This is a genomic window from Nocardioides sp. NPDC101246, assembly GCF_044767415.1.
Classification (GTDB): domain Bacteria; phylum Actinomycetota; class Actinomycetes; order Propionibacteriales; family Nocardioidaceae; genus Nocardioides.
The window spans coordinates 15,666-33,444 of sequence record NZ_JBIWNX010000011.1; the positions used below are offsets into that span (position 1 = coordinate 15,666).

Below are 17,779 nucleotides of genomic sequence, written 5' to 3' on the forward strand. Positions count from 1 at the left end.
AGATGCCCGAAGGTGATGCCGTGCTCCGCACCGCCCGTTCGCTCGACAAGGGCCTGGCGGGGGCGAGGCTCATCCGGACCGACTTCCGCGTCCCGCAGCTGGCCACGGCGGACCTCTCCGGCGGCACGGTCCTCGGGACGCTGACCCACGGCAAGCACCTGCTGACCCGGATCGACCACCGCACCGGCGAGTGGACCCTGCACACCCACCTGAAGATGGAGGGATCCTGGCGGATCCTCGAGCCGGGCCGACGCTGGCCGAAGCCCGGCTTCCAGGCGCGGGTGGTGCTCCGCACCGAGAAGACCGAGGCGGTCGGCTTCCTCCTCGGCATCGTCGAGCTCGTCCCCCGCGACCAGGAGGAGCGGCTGGTCGCCCATCTCGGCCCGGACATCCTCGCCGACGACTGGGACCCGGACACAGCCATCGAACGCCTCGCGCGGCAACCCGAGCGGCCCCTCTTCGAGGCGCTGCGCGACCAGACCAACCTGGCCGGGATCGGCACGATCTACGCCGCCGAGACCTGCTTCATCGCCGGGATCAACCCGTTGCGTACGGTCGCGGAGGCCGGCGACCGACTCCCACGGATCCTTCAGCGCACCCGCGACCTGATGCAGGCGGACTGGTCACGCTCGCGGCAGATGTGGGTCTACGGCCGCCGAACGTGCCGACGCTGCGGCGGCACCGTGACCGTCGCCAGGGTCGGCCCGCCGGGCAAGGAGCGCCCGGCCTACTTCTGCGCGAGCTGCCAGGCGTAGAGCGCTAGGCCCCGTGGAGCAGCCGCATCCGGATCTGGGTGATCCGGACCCGGAGGTCACGCATCTGGCGGGCGACGTGCGCCCGCTCGCCAGGAGCGACCGAGGTGAACTCGTCGCGAAGGATGTTGAGGGTCTCCTCCAGCCCGAAGAGCTCGGCCTCGAGCAGGTCGGGGGAATGCGCGGCCCCCGCGAGACGCGGTGACGGCGCCGTCAGGCCCGGAAGCTCGTTCTCGACTGCCATGCTCATCGCACCATCTCCCCTTGAACGCGGGCCCCTGGTGGGCCCACGTCGGCATGGAGACGCAACGGTCCGCGTTGAGACACGGGTGCGGAAAACTCCCCTAATTTGGGGAGAGAATCAAGCAGCAGCGGCGTCGGCCGCGGCGCGGACGGGCATCCGGAGGATGGTGGCCTCTTCGAGGGCCACGGCGTCGGAGACGTCGCGAAGAACATCGGAGAGGGCAACGTCGAGGGCGCTGCAGAGCGAGGCGAGGAGCTCGGAGGAGGCTTCCTTCTGGCCACGCTCCACCTCGGAGATGTAGCCGAGGCTGACTCGCGCCTCCGCGGAGACCTCGCGCAGGGTCATCCCACGCTCCAGCCGCTGGGCACGAAGCACCTCGCCGAGAAGTCGACGGAAGAGCACCATTGCGGTCAGCCTCCTACAGTTCACAAGTCACCGACATCTGGGTGACGTCTGGCTCCAACGCTACCTGACCCTTCGATGTTCCCGCCGAAGTAGTCCGAGTAGTTCATCAACAGCGAACAAACACGTATCACGCTGGATCTCCGCGCGCGAGCCCGACAGCCCGAGAAGCGCTGTTGTTTCACCGTGCGGACCGGAAACGCCCACATAGACCGTCCCGACGGGCTTTCCCTCCTGCTCCTCGGGCCCGGCCACACCCGTGGTCGCCAGCGCGTACGTCGCCCCCGACCTCTCCCGTGCCCCCGCGGCCATCGCCGCGGCGCACTCCGCAGAGACCACCCCCACGGTCTCGATCACCGAGACGGGGACACCGAGCAGGGTGTGCTTCAGCTCCGTCGCGTACGTCACGAAACCCCCGCGAAACGTCTTCGAGGCGCCGGGAGGCTCGGTGAGCAGCGCTGCCAGGCGCCCGGCGGTCAGGGACTCGGCGGTCGCCACGGTCGCACCGGCCTCGCGGAGCGCGGCGTGAAGCTCTTCGACAGCACTCATGCCGACGACGGTAGCGGCCCGGCCGTCACGATGACGACCGGGCCGCTATCACCTGTCCCTGATCAGCGAAGCAGCTTCCAGGGACCGTGCTTGTCGCCCGGCCGCTGGTTGCGGGTCCACCACTTCGCCTCGTAGCGGCGGCCCTCGTAGATCACCACGTCACCGGCGGTGAAGATCCGTGACGGCGTCCAGACGGCGGTGCCGTCCTCGGCGGTCACGATCTCCTCCCAGGCGCCGTAGGGGAAGCCGGGCGCCACCGCGGTCGTCCACCACAGCGCCCGCCACAGCGAACCGGCATAGGTCACCTCGTCGCCGGTGCGGTAGATGGTGCGCGCATCCCAGGCCGGAGCCTGCGGAGCCGCCTCCTCGACCGTGATCGGCACCAGCACGCTGGTCCCGGTCGTCGAGCCGACCACGGTGAGCTGGTTCTCACCTGGCGGCGCCGTCGCGGGCAGGGTCACCGAGACCGAGGCGGTCCCGTGGTCGTCGTACGTCACCGTGCCGAGGGTGTTGTCGACCGCCGCGGTGCCCAGCACGGTGTCACCGAGCCGGATCTCCACCGAGGAGTCGGTGAGGTCCTGACCGGTCATCGCCAGGGAGGCGAGGTCGAAGGTGACCGTGTCCCCCGGTGCGTACTCCGAAGGTGCGGAGGCCGGGAAGGTCACCTCGACGGCCCGCTGCCCGTAGTCGACCGGCAGCGGCCCCTCGGCAGTCTGATCGGCGAGGTAGTCGACCATCGCGCTCAGGTCGATCTTGCCGGTGTCGCGCTTGCCTGCGCCGTTGGCGAGCTCGCGGAAGTTGTCCCCGCCGGAGGCGAGGAACGAGTTCACCGTGACCGAGTAGGTCTCCTCCGGGTCCAGAGGCGAACCGTCGAGCCACATGCCGCTCACCGTGCCCAGCGGGGTGCCGGGATGGGCCGGGTCGTCGGCCTGCGTGTAGGTGTAGGTGAACCCGTCGGAGACCCCGAGCCGTAGGAACGGCCGCGACGGCACGGCGCCGGAGGCGTCACGCTGCCACTGCTGCTCCAAGACGGTCTTGATCTGCGCACCGGTCAGGTCCATGTTGACCAGCGTGTTGGCGAAGGGCTGCACCAGCGCGGCCTGCTTGTAGGTGATGTCGCGAGCCTCGCCGGCCGCGGTTCCGGCCATGTCCGCGCGCAGACCACCGGGGTTCATGAACGCGATCTGCGCCTCGCCCGACTCGGGCGCGGAGGTCGCCCAGCGCTGCACCTCGGCGACCGTGTTGCCCAGGGTCGACTCGCCGCCGCGGTTCTCGGTGGTCCCGTTGGCGAGCTTGGCGCGGTTGAGCGGCGCCTCGATCTGACCCAGCACCTCGGCACCGAGCACGTCGGCCTTCGCCACCGCGTCGCTGACGATCTTCGCGGTGGGCGCGTCGGGCTGGAAGCCACCCGAGGCGAGCGCGACCAGGCTCGTGGAGAGCCCCTCGACCTCGCCCGAGGTGGGGTCGACGGTGTAGACGAGACGGTTCAGGTTGGTGCCGTACTGACCCGCGGAGACCACCGGCCGCTCCGTCACCGCCCGGTCGGCCCACTCCTCGACCGGGAAGGAGCAGTCGTAGGCCAGGTGGGTGTGTCCCGAGACGATGGCGTCGACGTTGGCGTTGACGCCGGTGACGATGTCTCCCCAGGTGGTGCCGGGGTCGTCCATCGCGGCGCAGTTGATCGACGGGGCACCCTCGTGGACCAGCATGACGACCACGTCGGCACCCTGCTCCTTGAGCTCGTCGGCGTAGGTGTTCGTCGACTCGACGATGTCGCCGACCTCGAGGTCGGCGATGCCGGCGGGCGAGACCAGGGACGGGAGCTCCTCGGTGACCGCACCCACGAAGCCGACCTTGACGCCGGACATCTCCTTGATCCAGGTCGCCGGGACGGCCGGGTCGCCGGTCGCCTTGAGGGTGACGTTGGCGCCGATGTAGGCCCACTCCGCGCCGCCCTCGGGGTTGGTCTCCTCGTCGTAGGAGGCCATCACCCGGTTGATCAGGTCGTCGTAGCCGGCGTCGAACTCGTGGTTGCCGACCGCGGAGACCTCCAGGCCCGCCTCGTTGAGCGCGTCGATGGTGGGCTTGTCGTGCTGGATGAACGACTCGAAGGTCGAGGCGCCGATCAGGTCACCGGCGGCGGCGAAGACCGTGTTGGGGTTCTCCGTATGCATCTGCTTGACCGCCCCGGAGAGCAGCGCGGCGCCCGCCTCGGCCCCGTTGGCCTGGATCCGGCCGTGGAAGTCGTTGGTGGCCAGCACCTGTACGTCGACCGGTGCCGCGTCCGCGGAGATCCCGACGACCACGGGGTCGTGGTCGGAGGAGCGCCACGGGCCGTTCTGGTGCAGGTCGGTGCCGGTGTAGTTGTAGCGGCTGTACTCCTTCAGGATCGGCTCACCGGAGTTCACGTTCCAGATGTCCGTGCCGGTGATCCGGGCCTGCAGCGAGGAGCTGAGCAGGATGTGGTCGAGAGAGCCGACCAGGCCGGAGAAGAGGTAGCTGTACTCGGCGTTGCCCGAGACCTTCTCGGAGTCGGCGTAGCCGGCCTCGTAGAGGACCTGCAGCGGGTCCTCGGAGGTGTAGGAGTTGAAGTCGCCGGCCAGCGCGACGTCGGTGACGTCCGCGGACTCCTGGACCGAGGCGACCCAGTCGCGCAGCGCCGTCGCCTGACGGACCCGCGACTCGTTGGAGGCACCCTGGCCGTCACCGGTGTCGGCGTCGCCGGGCCACGGACCGGCCGAGCCCTTGGACTTGAAGTGGTTGACGACGAACAGGAGCGGCGCTCCACCACCGGCAGGCGAGAAGACCTGGCCGATCGGCTCGCGGGCGTTGCCGAAGGCCTGGTCGTCGTTGCTCTGGTCGCCCAGGGCGAGCGCTTCGCCGACCCGGTTCACCGAGCCCGGCTTGTAGATGATCGCGTTGGTGATCACGTCCATGCCGTCGGCCGGGAGCTGGGAGGAGATCGGGTTGGCCGCCCAGGTGCCGGCGCCGGCGGCGGCATTGAGCGCGGCCACCAGCGACTCGGTCGCCTCGCCCGGCTCCTCGCCGAGCGTGGTGGAGTTCTCGATCTCCATCAGGCCCACGACGTCGGCGTCGAGGGCGTTGATCGCGGAGACGATCTTGGCCTGCTGGCGCTCGAAGTCCTCGGGGTCCCAGGCGCCGCGCTGGTCGCAGCCCTCGGCGACGTTGTTGCCGTCACCTGCCCGGTCGACGTACGCCTCGCAGCCGCCGTCACCGACGTTGTCGTCGTCGGCGTCGCCGAGCGTGGTGAAGTAGTTGAGCACGTTGAACGAGGCGACCTTCAGGTCGGCGTCGCCGAGCTTGGCGGCGTCGGGGGCCTCGGTGCGTACGTTCTCGAAGTCGCCCGGCCACGTCGCCGGGTCGGCCGAGATCGGGGCGGTCGGCTGGAGCCGGTAGGTCGGGGCCGTGGGCGAGCCGCCCTCGGTGAAGATCACCGGGTCCAGGTCGGCCGAGGCACCGACCGCGATCGGGGCGTCGTTGGAGACCCACGGAAGGTCCGCGTCGGTGGGGACCCGCCACGAGGTGGAGCGGCCGTCGTCGAGGACGATCCGGCGGGCGGCGTTGTCGGCCGCGACAGCCGCGGCCTCCGCGGAGCCCGGACGGGCGACCTCGGTCGGCTGGAGCAGCGGCTTGTCGCCGGAGGCGAGGCCGAGCTCGCCGTAGACCGTGGAGCCGGTGTAGGTGTCGGCGACGGTCAGCTCACCGGGGGCGAGGAGCATGCCTTCGAGCGACTCCTTCTGGGCGACCGTGGCCGGCCAGTCGGTCGTCACCGGGGCGATCTCGCCGGTGCCGTCGGCCACGATGGCGGCCTCCGAGCTGACCTCGACCTCGGTCAGGCCGGCGTACTCCTTGACCAGGCCGGTCACGGTGACCTTGTCGCCGACCTCGGCGGTGACCGCGCCGGCGGCCTGGGTCTGGTAGACGAAGACCGCGTCCGAGGCCGGGTGGTCGGCGAGCGAGCGCTCGCCGCCGGCGCCCTCGGTCTGGAGGTAGAAGCCGGAGAACCCACCGGAGGGGTACGCCGCGGTGACGATGCCGGAGGTGGTGACGGTCTGGCCGGCCAGCGGGCTGGTGGTGCCCTCGCCCTGGATCTCGGCCGGGGCGGCCGTGACCGGGTCGCCGGGCTCCTCAGGCTCCTCCGGCTCGCCGCCGGCCGGGGTCGGCGTCGGCGCGGTGCGGGTGAAGTCGGCGGAGTTGTCGTCGGTGTCCGCACCGCCGGTGCGGCTCAGCGACTGGGTCGCGGTCGCGGTGGTGCCCGCGGGTGCGCCCTCGAAGGAGGTCGCACCCGACGTGCCGAAGAAGTCGACGATGCCCGCGATCCCGGCGGTCGACCCGGAGGTCGCGACCACCGCGGTGCCCTCCTGGAGGGAGATCTGCCCGCCCGCTGCGGCCATCGAGAAGGGCGGCGACGCGGTGCGGTCGGGGGTCGGCAGCGCCTCGCCGGTCGCGCCGGCGGCCGACATCTGGATCAGGTAGTGCGCGCCCGCCGCCACCGAGCCGGACAGCGCCTGCGGGGCACCGCCGCTGCCGCCGCTCGCGGAGCGGTAGTGGATGGCCAGACCGTCGAGGGCGATCGCCTCGCCGGTCGGGTTGAAGAGCTCGACGAAGTCCGCGTTGTAGACCGCGCCGGAGTTGCCTCCGGCGCCGTAGACCTCGGAGATGACCAGGTTGTCCCCGGCAGGCGTTGCCTGCGCGACCGGGACAGCCACTGCGTACAGACCGGCGGTTGCGACCGTGAGGCCCACCGCCGATCCGAGCAGCGTACGTGCTGACAGCATTGAGACGACTCCCCGCATGAGGTGAAAGAGTGAGTGCGCCAGCCGGCCTGCCCGATCAGTGCGATCGCTGAGGACCGACCGAAACGACGTGACTCTAACCCGGCGTACGTCTCGTTGGGAGCGCCTTGGGTGAACGTCGGGTAACGGAGTTACAACTAGTCGAAATGGTCCAGACCAGTCGCGGCTACTCGGCGCCGCCACGCAGCGAGGCGCGCTGCTTCCACACCCCGGCGAAGAACTGCGCGCCGGACCACATGGTCAGCGCGACCGCGACCGCGAGGCAGACCTGGAAGGCGTAGAAGAGCAGCTCCCAGATCAGGGCGTCGCCGAAGGCGCCACCGTGGGCGGACCCGTGCGGGAGCGGCATCAGCAGGCCGCCGAGGGCGACCGCCTGCACCGTGGTCTTGATCTTGCCGAGCTGGTCGGCGGCGATCACGATCTTCTTGAGCACCGAGAGGCGCAGGATCGTGACGCTCCACTCGCGCACCAGCACGATGATCGTCACCCACCACCAGATGTCGCCGACGATCGAGAGGCCGATGAAGGCCATCCCGGTGACCGCCTTGTCGGCGATCGGGTCGGCGATCTTGCCGAAGTCGGTGATCAGGTTGTGCTTGCGAGCCAGGTCACCGTCGATCTTGTCGGTGATCATCGCCAGCGCGAAGATCGCGAAGGAGACCCAGCGCAGGGTCGGGTTGTCGCCGCCGTCGGCGAGCAGCGCCCACGCGAAGAACGGCACCGCGAGGATCCGCAGCGTGGTCAGCGCGTTGGGTACGTTCCAGTTGCTGGTCTTCTCGGCGGTGCTGGCGTCGTTCGACTCGGCGTTCACGGGCTGAACCCTAACCGTTCACCGACGCGACCAGGTCAACGCCTTCGGAGGCGATGACGGTGGCGGCGACGAGATCGCCCGGACGTACGCCCTCGACGTCGCCCTCGAGCGAGGTCATCCCGTCGACCTCGGGGCCCTGGTGGGCGGACCGGCCCCAGATCTCGCCGTCGGAGGTCTCCTCGACGAGCACGACGACCTGCTCCCCGATCCGCTCCTCGGCGCGCTGGGCGGTGAGCTCCTCGACGAGCTCGTTGACGTGCTCGACGCGGGCGCGGATCTCATCGGCGTCCAGCTTGAGCGACTCGTCGAAGCCAGCGGCCTCGGTGCCCTCCTCGTCGGAGTAGCCGAAGACGCCGGTGACGTCCATGCGGGCGGCGACCAGGAAGTCGGTGAGGATCTCCAGGTCCTCCTCGGTCTCGCCAGGGAAGCCGACGATGACGTTGGAGCGGACCCCGGCGGTCGGGGCATAGGCCCGGATCTGCGAAAGCAGGCCCAGGAAGCTCTCCGGGTCGCCGAACCGCTTCATCCGCCGCAGCACGGCGTTGGAGGCGTGCTGGAAGCTCAGGTCGAAGTAGGGCGTCACGCCGGGCGTGGTGCCGATGACCTTGAGCAGGTCGGGCCGGGTCTCGGCGGGCTGGAGGTAGGAGACGCGTACGCGCTCGATGCCGTCGATGCCGGCCAGCTCCGGCAGGAGCGTCTCGAGCAGCCGGATGTCGCCGAGGTCCTTGCCGTAGGAGGTGGAGTTCTCCGAGACCAGGAAGAGCTCCTTGACGCCCTGCTGAGCCAGCCACTGGGCCTCGTGGAGCACGTCGGAGGGGCGTCGCGAGACAAAGGAGCCGCGGAACTGCGGGATCGCGCAGAAGGTGCACCGCCGGTCACAGCCCGAGGCGAGCTTCAGCGGCGCCCACGGGGCGTCGTCGAGCCGCGTACGTCCTGCGAAACCGGGCACCTGGTCGACCGCGGCCATGCCGGGGACCGAGATGGCGGAGGCGTCGCGCTCGACCGGGGAGATCGGGAGCAGCAGGCGCCGGTCCTGGGGCGTGTGCGGGTGGTGGGTCTCACCGGCCAGGATCGCGCGGAGCTTGGCGGCGATGTCGGGGTAGTCGTCGAAGCCGAGCACCGCGTCGGCCTCGGGGAGCTCGGCGGCCAGGTCCTTGCCGTAGCGCTCGGCCATGCAACCGACCGCGACGACCGCCTGGGCCTTCCCGGTCTCCTTGAGGTCGGCCGCCTCGAGCAGCGTGTCGACCGAGTCCTTCTTCGCCTGCTCGACGAACCCGCAGGTGTTGACGACCACCGTGTCGGCCTCGTCCGGGTCGGCGACCAGCCGGAAGCCACCGGCGGTCAGCCGGCCGGCGAGCTCCTCGGAGTCCACCTCGTTGCGGGTGCACCCGAGGGTCACCATGGCGACCGAGAGGACCTTCTGGTCAGCTGGCTGGGCGGTCTCGGCGGAGGGTTCGGTCGCAGTGCTCATCACCGTGAAGTATGACGGGCGCAAGCCCTGAGACCGAACCCTCGCGTCGATCAGTCGGGGACCGAGCCCGGCTTCACGGACAGGACCGGGCAGGAGGCGCCGAGCAGGATCCGCTGCGCGACGCTGCCCATCAGCAGCTTGCCGACCGGCGTACGCCGCCGCAGACCGACCACGACCAGCTTGGCGTCGAGCTGCTCGGCGGCGTCCAGGACGGCGCCGGCGACGTCCGGGTCGATGGACTGCCGGATCTCGTGGGGCCGTCCGGAGGCGGTGAGCCGGCGTTCGAGCTCGCCGAGCTGCTCGTCGAGGGCGAAGCGGTCGTCGACCAGGGCGTCGCCCCGGGAGGCGTTGACGACCACGACGCCGCGGTCACGACGCTCGGCGTCGGCGAGCGCCCAGTCCAGCGCGACCGAGCCGAAGACGTCGGGCGCCCACGCCACGACCACCCAGCCACCTGCGGGAGTCTCACTCATCAGTCCACCAGCTCCTTCTCGTCCTCGACCTCGGCCGACTGCTCGGCCCGTGCCCTGAGTCGGGCGATGAACGGCCGCCCCAGGATGAACAGCGCGATCAGGACGTAGATGACCACCGCGAGCGGCTCGCTCAGCAGCGTCGCGTAGTCACCGCCCGAGATCGTCAGCGCCTCGCGCAGCTTGGTCTCCATCAGCGGCCCCAGGATGACACCCAGGATCAACGGCAGCACCGGCAGCCCGAAGCGGCGCATCATCAGCCCGAGCAGACCGAAGGCGACCAGCAGCCCGATGTCGAACGGGTCCAGGTTGGTGGCGTACGCACCCAGGCAGGCGAAGAACAGGATGCCCGCGTAGAGCTGCGGACGCGGGATCCGCAGCAGCCGGGCCCACAGCGGCGCCAGCGGCAGGTTCAGCACCAGCAGCAGGGTGTTGCCGATCAGGAGGCTGGCCAGCAGCGTCCACACCAGGTCGGCGTGGTCGGTCATCAGCTGCGGACCCGGGGTGATGCCGTAGCCCTGGAGCGCGGAGAGCATCACCGCGGCGGTCGCGGTCACCGGCAGGCCGAGCGCCAGCATCGGCACGAACATCCCGGCGGCCGAGGCGTTGTTGGCCGCCTCCGGCCCGGCGACGCCCTCGATCGCGCCACGGCCGAAGTCGCCGCGCTTGGAGAGCTTCCGCTCGGTCAGGTACGAGAGGAACGTCGGGATCTCGGCGCCACCGGCGGGAAGGGCACCGAACGGGAACCCGAACGCGGTGCCGCGCAGCCACGGCTTCCAGGAGCGACCCCAGTCGTCGCGTCCCATCCAGGGCCGGCCGACCGGGACCACGTGCGCCGGACGGCGGCGCAGGTGGGCCGCGACCCACAGGGCCTCACCGAGCGCGAAGATGCCGACCGCGACGACCACGATGTCGAGCCGGTCGACGAGCTGGGTCACACCGAAGGTGAGCCGCGGCTGTCCGGTGTTGAGATCGAGACCAACCAGGCCGATCGTCAGGCCGAGGAACAGCGCTGCGAAGCCGCGCAGGGCCGAGGTGCCGAGCACGGTCGTGGTCATCACCAGGGCCAGGACCATCAGCGCGAAGTACGAGGGCGCACCCAGCTCGACGGCCACGTCGGCCAGGGCCGGCGAGAAGAAGGCCACCAGGAGGGTGCCGATGGTGCCGGCGACGAACGAGCCGACCGCGGCGGTGGCCAGCGCCTGCGCGCCACGCCCCGCTCTGGCCATCCGGTTGCCCTCCAGCGCCGTCATCACCGAGGCGGACTCCCCCGGTGTGTTCAGCAGGATCGAGGTGGTGGAGCCGCCGTACATGCCGCCGTAGTAGAGGCCGGCGAACATGATGAACGCGCTGGTCGGCTCGAGCCGGTAGGTCACGGGCAGCAGCAGCGCGATGGCCATCGCCGGCCCGATGCCGGGCAGCACGCCGACGAAGGTGCCCAGCAGCACGCCGACGGCGGCGTAGAGCAGGTTCATCGGGGTCAGGGCGGACTCGAGTCCACCCATGAGAAGTTCGAAGTTCTCCATCAGTCAGTCCTCACAGGATCCCGTCGAGTACGCCAGGGGTGAGCGGGATGCCCAGACCGACGTAGAAGGCGTACCAGCTGGCGACCGCGAGGACGAGCCCGACGATCACGTCCCGCACGAGCGTTCGGCTGCCGAGGCACCACGCGGCGCCGGCGAACAGTGCCGCACCCGAGATCGCCCAGCCGAGCAGGTTCACGGTCGCGACCGTGAACAGCAGGACCGCGACCAGCTTGAGGACGGTCAGCCAGTCGGCCGACTGGCTCAGGTCGACGTCCTCGCCCTCCTCGGGCTCCGGCTGGGAGCCGCGGGCGGTGGCGACCGCCAGCAGCACACCGACGACGACGAGGCCGGCGCCGATGACGTACGGGAAGACGCGGGGGCCGACCGGGTCGGCGAAGCCGACCTCCAGGCCGGCGGCGTCGATGACGGTGTAGATCCCGACGACGACCAGGAACAGGGCCAGACCGTACTGGCCGAAGTCGACCCGCCGCGCGGTGCTCGCGGGCTCCGGGGGTTGGGACTCGGTTTCGTGGACGCTCACAGCAGATCCAGCTCCTTCAGGGTCGAGGCGACGCGCTGGTCCTGCTCGACCAGCAGGTCGTCGAAGTCGTCACCGGTCACGAAGGCGTCGGTCCAGCCGTTGTCCTTCAGCGCCTGCTGCCACTGCTTCGAGTCGTGCATCTGGGTGAGCAGGTCGATCAGCTCCTGCCGGCGCTCGGCGCTGATGCCCGGCGGGGCGAGCACGCCGCGCCAGTTGAGGAAGACCAGGTCGATGCCGCTCTCGGTCAGCGTCGGCGCGTCGGCGAAGACGCCGGTGCCGCGCTCGTCGCCCGAGACGGCCAGGACCCGAAGCTCACCGGCCTCCACCTGGCCCTCGAACTCGGCGAGACCGGAGAAGCCGACCTCGATCTTGTGACCCAGCAGCGCGCTGGTGAGCGGGCCACCGCCGTCGTAGGGGACGTACTTGACCTCCTTCGGGTCGATGCCTGCGGCCTCGGCCAGCTGCATCGGGAAGAGGTGGTCGGGGCCACCGGGCGAGGAGCCGCCGCCGACCACGATCGACTCGGGGTCCTCGGCCCAGGCCTTGACCAGGTCGTCGATGGTCTTGAACGGCGAGTCGGCCGGAACCAGCACGCCCTCCTGCTCCTCGATGAGCTGGGCGATCGGGGTGGCGTCCTGGGGACGGGCGTCCACACCGAAGGAGTAGGTGGAGCCGACCACGCCCAGACCGATGGTCATGAGCAGGTTGCCGTTGCCCTCCTCGCTCATCAGGCGGGACATCGCGACGGAGCCGCCGGCGCCCAGGATGTTGGTCACCTGGATGTCGCCGCCGGTCATGTTGTCGCGGTCGAGGACCCCCACGGCCGCCCGGCCGGTCTGGTCATAGCCGCCTCCGGGGCTGTTCGGGATCCACATGTCGAGGTCGCGGGACTCCGCGCCACGGGTCACGCCGCAGGCCGATGCCGCGGCGAGCAGGCAGGTCACGAGCACGACGGCGAGCACGCGGGTACGGCGTATGCTCGCTGCCCGACGCGATTGCCTCTGCTGCGGCAGCGGCAGCCGGCTCGGATCGGGCGGGGACTGCGATGTCGGCGTCGACAACGGCTGGCCTCCAGACTCAGGGGGATGAAACGGTCAGTGGCGATGGTCACAGTCCGAGGTGAGCGCCGTCACCATTCGGCAACCAAAGGAGGTTGTGTAACTTGTGGTCACCGCGATCGCGCCGGCACCTGTCGCTGGCCGGGCAGGTGCTGGTGCTGCAGCTCTCTGTGCTGCTGCTCGTCGTCGTGGCGACCAGCATCGTCTCCCTACGGCAGAGCGACGCCGACTTCCGTGACTCCCGCGAGGACCGGCTGCGCGCAGCGGCGGAGAGCCTGGCCGGGATCGCGGCGGTCCAGGACGGGCTGACCAGCACCCCCGACCGGCAGGCCCTGAGCTTCTACCTGCAGACCCGGGCCGCCGATGCGGGCGCCGACACCGCCTATCTCACCGGCCTCGACGGCGAGGTGCTCGTCGCCACCGACCCCACCCGAGTCGGCGAGCGGCTCGACCTGGGCAGGCGCGAGACCAGCCGGGCCTGGTCCGGCGACATCGACGACGCCGGCCGCCGGGCGATCGCCGCCCAGGTCCCGGTCTACGGCGGTGGCTCGACCGGTACGGACCCCGAGGCGCCACGTCCGGTCGGCGTCGTCGTGGTGACCGAGGACTATCCGCCGCTGACCGAGCGCCTCGCCCGCACCTGGGCCGATGCCCTCACCGTGCTCCTGGCCGGGCTCGCGCTCGGGGTGCTGGGGTCGTGGCTGCTGGCTCGGCTGATCAAGCGGCGTACGCGTGGCCTGGAGCCCCGCGACATCGCCGCCCTCGCCGACCACCGCGAGGGCCTGCTGCGCTCGATCCGCGAGGGGGTGCTGGCCGTGGGCGCCGACGGGCGGGTCAGCCTGATGAGCGACAGCGCCCGCGAGCTGCTCGGACTTCGGGAGGACCCGACCGGGCGCCGGCTCGACGAGCTCGACCTGCCCGCCGAGACCCTCGCCCTGCTCAGCGGGCCCGAGGAGGTGCACGACGCACCGCTGGTCGCCGGCGAGCGGGTGCTCGTGCTCAACCGCAACCGGGTCCACCACGACGGCCGCCCCGCCGGCACCGTCACCACGCTGCGCGACCGCACCGAGCTGGTGGCGCTGCAGAGCGAGCTCAACGCCCGGGAGAGCGTCACCGAGACCCTGCGGGCGCAGACCCACGAGTTCAGCAACCAGCTGCACACCATCACCGGACTCCTCGAGCTCGAGGAGTACGCCGAGGTGGGCCGCTTCGTCACCGGGCTGGCCGCACGCCGGGCGGCCCTGAGCGACCACATCACCTCCCGGATCGACGACCCCGCCGCGGCCGCGCTGCTCGTCGCCAAGGCCAGCCTGGCCGCCGAGCGACGGGTGAGCATCGACCTGGACGCCGCCAGCTCGCTCCCCCGGCTCACCCCCGACGGGTCCGCCGACGTGGTCACCGTCCTCGGCAACCTGGTCGACAACGCCGTCGACGCGGCCGCCCTGGTCGGGCCGCTCGACGGTCGGGTCGGCGTACGCCTGACCGCCGAGGGCGAGACCGTGAAGGTGCGCGTCTCCGACACCGGCGGCGGAGTGCCGGCCGAGCGTCTGCCCGAGATCTTCCGGCGCGGATTCAGCACCAAGCCGCGCGACGCCAGCGGCCGCGGCGTGGGGCTCGCGCTGGTGCAGCTGGTGTGCCGCGCACGCGGTGGCGAGGTCGAGGTGGAGAATAGCGGGTCGGCGGAGCGCCCCGGAGCGGTCTTCATCGCGACCCTGCCGGGCGCCGCGCCGCTCGCCCCACCCACCACCGCTGCCCCCGAGGAGTCCCGATGACGTCCGCACCTGAGCTCACCGTGCTCGTGGTCGAGGACGACTTCATGGTCGCCTCGATCCACACCCGTTTCGTCGAGCGCGTCGAGGGGTTCCGGGTCGTCGGCGTGGCCGCGACCGGCTCCCAGGCGCTGGAGGAGACAGCTCGCCTCTCCCCCGACGTGCTGCTGCTCGACGTGCACCTTCCCGACTTCAGCGGCATCGAGCTGCTGCGCCGGCTGCGCGGACGAGGCGACGACGCCGCCGTCATCGTCATCACCGCCGCCCGCGAGGCCGACACGGTGCGGGCCGCCGCGGCCGGCGGCGCCGCCCACTACGTGGTGAAGCCGTTCCCGTTCGAGGATCTGGCCGCCCGGCTCGATGACGTACGCCGCTCCCGCGAGGCGCTCGCCCGGATCGGAGAACGGGCCGAGGGCCCCGGACACCGCGACGAGCTCCAGGCCGGCATCGACGAGGTCTTCAGCCACCAGGGCGCACGCGAGTCACGTGAACGCCTGCCGAAGGGGCTCAGCGCCGAGACCGCCCGGGCCGTGCTGGCCGCGCTGGAGACCGCCGGTGAGCTCAGCGCCACCGAGTGCGCCGACGCGATCGGAGTCTCCCGAGTCAGCGCCCGCCGATACCTCGAGCACTTCGCGAGCACGGGCCGGATCGGCGTACGTCTCAACTACGGCACCGCCGGGCGGCCTGAGCGGCGCTACCGCGCGGGTGACGCCTGAGACCGCTGCCTCAGGCGGACTCGCGGATCACCAGCCTGGTCGGGAGCACGACGGAGGCCTCGACCTCCTCCCCCGCCACCAGGCGGAGGATCTGCTCGGCGAGGCGGGTGCCGATCTCGTGGATCGGCTGGTGCACCGTCGTCAGCGGCGGGTCGGTGAACCGGGCCGCCTCGACGTCGTCGAACCCGATCACCGCCACGTCGTCGGGCACCCGGCGGCCGAGCCGGCGCAGCGTACGCAGGGCGCCGTCGGCCATCAGGTCGGAGGCCGCGAAGACGGCGTCGATGCCGGGATCTCGCTGCAGCAGCCGCTCCATCGCGTCGATCCCGGACTGGCGCATGAAGTCGCCCTCCTCGACCAGCGGCACCGCCCCCGGCACGGCTTGGAGACCGGCGAGGTAGCCGGCGAGGCGCTCGCGCCCGGCCACCATGTCCTGCGGCCCCGCGATCGTCGCGATCCGGCGCCGGCCGAGGCCGACGAGGTGTCTCATCGCCGCCTCCACGCCGCTGGCGTGCTCGACGTCGATGAACGGCACCGTCGCCTCGCCCAGCGGCCGCCCGCTGGTGACGACCGGGACGCCCGCCGCCCGCAGCTCCTCGGGCAGGGTGTCGGCGCCGTGCATCGAGGCCAGCACGACACCGTCGACGGTGCGGCCGTGCACGTAGCGCAGGATCCGGTCGTGGCTCGACTGCGTCGAGGCGAGCAGCAGCACCAGCTGCTTGTCCGCCTTCTCCAGCGCCTCCCCGACCCCCCGGATCACGCCGGGGAAGAAGGCGTCGTCGGAGAAGACCCGGGTCGCCGACTCCGGCAGGATCAGGGCGATGGAGTCCGTACGCTGCGTCACCAGGCTCCGCGCCGCCGGGTTCGGCACGTAGCCGAGCTCGGCGATGGCCCGGCGGATGCTCTCGGCGATGTCGGCGCGCACGGTCGTGGAGCCGTTGACGACGCGCGAGACGGTCGCTCGTGAGGCCCCGGCCGCCCGCGCCACCGTCTCCAGCGTCGGCCGGCCGGCCGGGGTCTCGTTCATGTATCGAAACCTATCGCCTACCCCTCACCTTGAGAACGTGAACCAGTTGACGTTGACGAAGTCGGCCGGCTGGCCGCTGGTGAAGCGCAGGTAGACCGTGTGCGTGCCGGTCACCCCGGTGATGGCGCCCGGGACCGTACGCCAGGTCTGCCAGCCTCCGGTGCTGGCGACCGAGAAGCTGCCGATGGGCGCGTTGTTCACGTTGTCGAGCCGCACCTCGACCAGGCCGCTGACCCCCGCGGGCGCGCCGGAGGCGACCCGCGCGGAGAACGTACGGGCGGCGCTCGAGCCGAAGTTCACGCCGTCGTAGCGGAGCCAGTCGCCGTTGGCGAGGTAGCCGACGTCCTGACCGCCGCCGGTGTCGGAGGTCGTCTCGGTCTGGGTGCCGCTCTGGGCGTTGAAGGACTCGGCCTGGATCGTCGAGTAGGCGTCGCGGTTGCCCGTCTCCGGCGGGTCGGTCGGCTCGGTGGTGCCGCCGCCCTTGGAGTAGACCGCGACGTAGTCGACCAGCATCGGCACACCGGAGGCGGTCGCCGAGGTCGGGTTGCCCGGCCAGCCGCCGCCGATCGCGACGTTGAGGATGATGAAGAATCCGTGGTTGGTCGCGTTGTTCCAGGTCGTCGCGTCGACCTGGTCCGAGCGCACCGTGTGGAAGAGCGTGTTGTCGACGTAGAAACGGATCTGCTGCGGGCTGGTGCTGCGGTCCCACTCCATCGCGTAGGTGTGGAAGGACGACTGGCAGGTCGAGCCCGGGCAGCCCTGGATGGTCCCACCGAGGCCGGTGGTCTCGTTGCACGGTCCGCCGGGTGAGGTGCCGCAGTGCAGGGTGCCCCAGACCTGGTTGGCACCGTTGACGTTCTCCATGATGTCGATCTCGCCGATGCCCGGCCAGTTCCAGTAGTTGCCACGGAAGGGCTCGCCGAGCATCCAGAACGCCGGCCAGATGCCCTGCGCGGCCGCGCCGGTGACGTTGGGCATCTGGATGCGGCCCTCGACGCGGAGCACGCCGCCCGACGGCGGCTGGAAGTCGGTCCGGGTCGTCTCGATGCGGCCGGAGGTCCAGTTGCCGGCACCGTCGCGGATCGGCTTGATGACGAGGTTGCCGGCACCGTCCTGGTAGACGTTCTGGGTGCTGTCGCTGTGGTAGGCGATCTCGCCGGTGCCCCAGTTGGCGGCACCGCCGGGGTAGGAGTGGCCGATGTCGTAGATCCAGTCGTTGGTGTTGATCCGCGACCCGGCCGCACCGGTGAAGTCGTCGCTCCACACCTTCGTCCAGCCGGCCGGAGTGCCCGGCTCCGACGCCTCCGACGCCTGTCCGAACGATGTCAGCGGGATCGCCACCGCGACCATGCCGGCCGCGACGGCAGCGGCTCCTAATGCCTTCAGAATTCTCATGATGACTCGCTTTCCGAATGAACGAGCGATGAGTCCTGGCGACTCGTGAGAGCGCTCTCTCGGAGGCAATGGTGACAGAGCGATGTGACCGCTGTCACCCATCGCCCGAACTCTTTGCCAACCCGCCGAGGGGGGGGGGGGGGGGGGGGCCGGCCGCCCCGCCCCCCCCGGGGGGGGGGGGGGCGGGGGGGGGGCGGGGGGGGGGGGGGGGGGGGGGGGCGGGCGGCCCGG

Annotated in this window: 15 protein-coding genes; 3 read left to right on the top strand and 12 right to left on the bottom strand. The window is 71.1% G+C overall.

What is annotated here, in order from left to right; all coding sequences use genetic code 11:
* Positions 1 to 2: 2 nt before the first annotated feature.
* Complete coding sequence (locus ACIRON_RS19935; protein ID WP_402994717.1) at positions 3 to 755, top strand: DNA-formamidopyrimidine glycosylase family protein; 753 nt, start codon at positions 3 to 5, stop codon at positions 753 to 755.
* 4 nt (positions 756 to 759) lie between these two features.
* Here ACIRON_RS19935 and ACIRON_RS19940 read toward each other — a convergent pair whose 3' ends face one another.
* The 10 genes from ACIRON_RS19940 to ACIRON_RS19985 form a co-directional block, all read right to left on the bottom strand.
* Positions 760 to 1,002 carry a hypothetical protein gene (locus ACIRON_RS19940; RefSeq protein WP_402994719.1) on the bottom strand — a complete coding sequence of 81 codons (243 nt, stop codon included), beginning with the start codon at positions 1,000 to 1,002 and terminating at the stop codon, positions 760 to 762.
* A 111-nt stretch (positions 1,003 to 1,113) separates the two neighbouring features.
* Entirely contained in the window at positions 1,114 to 1,401 is a 288-nt protein-coding gene (locus ACIRON_RS19945) for a helix-turn-helix domain-containing protein (protein WP_040754988.1), read from the bottom strand.
* Between the two features lie 60 nt (positions 1,402 to 1,461).
* Positions 1,462 to 1,947, bottom strand: a complete 486-nt coding sequence (locus ACIRON_RS19950; RefSeq protein ID WP_402994722.1) for a CinA family protein — start codon at positions 1,945 to 1,947, stop codon at positions 1,462 to 1,464.
* Between the two features lie 62 nt (positions 1,948 to 2,009).
* Positions 2,010 to 6,746 carry an ExeM/NucH family extracellular endonuclease gene (locus tag ACIRON_RS19955; protein WP_402994724.1) on the bottom strand — a complete coding sequence of 1,579 codons (4,737 nt, stop codon included), beginning with the start codon at positions 6,744 to 6,746 and terminating at the stop codon, positions 2,010 to 2,012.
* Between the two features lie 184 nt (positions 6,747 to 6,930).
* Positions 6,931 to 7,575, bottom strand: a complete 645-nt coding sequence (gene pgsA, locus ACIRON_RS19960; protein WP_402994726.1) for a CDP-diacylglycerol--glycerol-3-phosphate 3-phosphatidyltransferase — start codon at positions 7,573 to 7,575, stop codon at positions 6,931 to 6,933.
* Positions 7,576 to 7,585: 10 nt separating this feature from the next.
* Positions 7,586 to 9,046 (bottom strand): 30S ribosomal protein S12 methylthiotransferase RimO, encoded by a 1,461-nt coding sequence (rimO, locus tag ACIRON_RS19965; protein WP_402994728.1) that lies wholly within the window; start codon positions 9,044 to 9,046, stop codon positions 7,586 to 7,588.
* Positions 9,047 to 9,096: 50 nt separating this feature from the next.
* Positions 9,097 to 9,519 (bottom strand): universal stress protein, encoded by a 423-nt coding sequence (locus ACIRON_RS19970; protein WP_402994730.1) that lies wholly within the window; start codon positions 9,517 to 9,519, stop codon positions 9,097 to 9,099.
* Positions 9,519 to 11,042 (bottom strand): tripartite tricarboxylate transporter permease, encoded by a 1,524-nt coding sequence (locus tag ACIRON_RS19975; RefSeq protein ID WP_402994732.1) that lies wholly within the window; start codon positions 11,040 to 11,042, stop codon positions 9,519 to 9,521. Before ACIRON_RS19975 ends, ACIRON_RS19970 begins: the two co-directional genes overlap by 1 nt.
* Before the next feature lie 10 nt (positions 11,043 to 11,052).
* Complete coding sequence (locus tag ACIRON_RS19980; protein WP_402994734.1) at positions 11,053 to 11,583, bottom strand: tripartite tricarboxylate transporter TctB family protein; 531 nt, start codon at positions 11,581 to 11,583, stop codon at positions 11,053 to 11,055.
* Positions 11,580 to 12,545, bottom strand: a complete 966-nt coding sequence (locus ACIRON_RS19985; RefSeq protein ID WP_402994735.1) for a Bug family tripartite tricarboxylate transporter substrate binding protein — start codon at positions 12,543 to 12,545, stop codon at positions 11,580 to 11,582. The genes ACIRON_RS19980 and ACIRON_RS19985 overlap by 4 nt, the downstream gene beginning before the upstream one ends.
* 200 nt (positions 12,546 to 12,745) lie before the next feature.
* On the opposite strand from ACIRON_RS19985, the gene ACIRON_RS19990 reads away from it, so the two are divergent.
* Both ACIRON_RS19990 and ACIRON_RS19995 read left to right on the top strand, forming a co-directional pair.
* Complete coding sequence (locus ACIRON_RS19990) at positions 12,746 to 14,413, top strand: ATP-binding protein (protein WP_402994737.1); 1,668 nt, start codon at positions 12,746 to 12,748, stop codon at positions 14,411 to 14,413.
* Positions 14,410 to 15,126: a response regulator gene (locus ACIRON_RS19995; RefSeq protein ID WP_402994739.1), complete on the top strand. Its 717-nt coding sequence runs from the start codon at positions 14,410 to 14,412 to the stop codon at positions 15,124 to 15,126. The genes ACIRON_RS19990 and ACIRON_RS19995 overlap by 4 nt, the downstream gene beginning before the upstream one ends.
* A 10-nt stretch (positions 15,127 to 15,136) precedes the next feature.
* Here the strand turns inward: ACIRON_RS19995 and ACIRON_RS20000 are convergent, their stop codons facing one another.
* Together ACIRON_RS20000 and ACIRON_RS20005 are read right to left on the bottom strand one after the other, a co-directional pair.
* On the bottom strand, positions 15,137 to 16,153 hold the full coding sequence (locus tag ACIRON_RS20000) for a LacI family DNA-binding transcriptional regulator (protein WP_402994741.1): 1,017 nt from the start codon (positions 16,151 to 16,153) through the stop codon (positions 15,137 to 15,139).
* 24 nt (positions 16,154 to 16,177) lie between these two features.
* A complete protein-coding gene (locus tag ACIRON_RS20005; RefSeq protein WP_402994743.1) occupies positions 16,178 to 17,548 on the bottom strand; it encodes a glycoside hydrolase family 16 protein in 1,371 nt (456 codons plus the stop codon).
* Positions 17,549 to 17,779 lie beyond the last annotated feature (231 nt).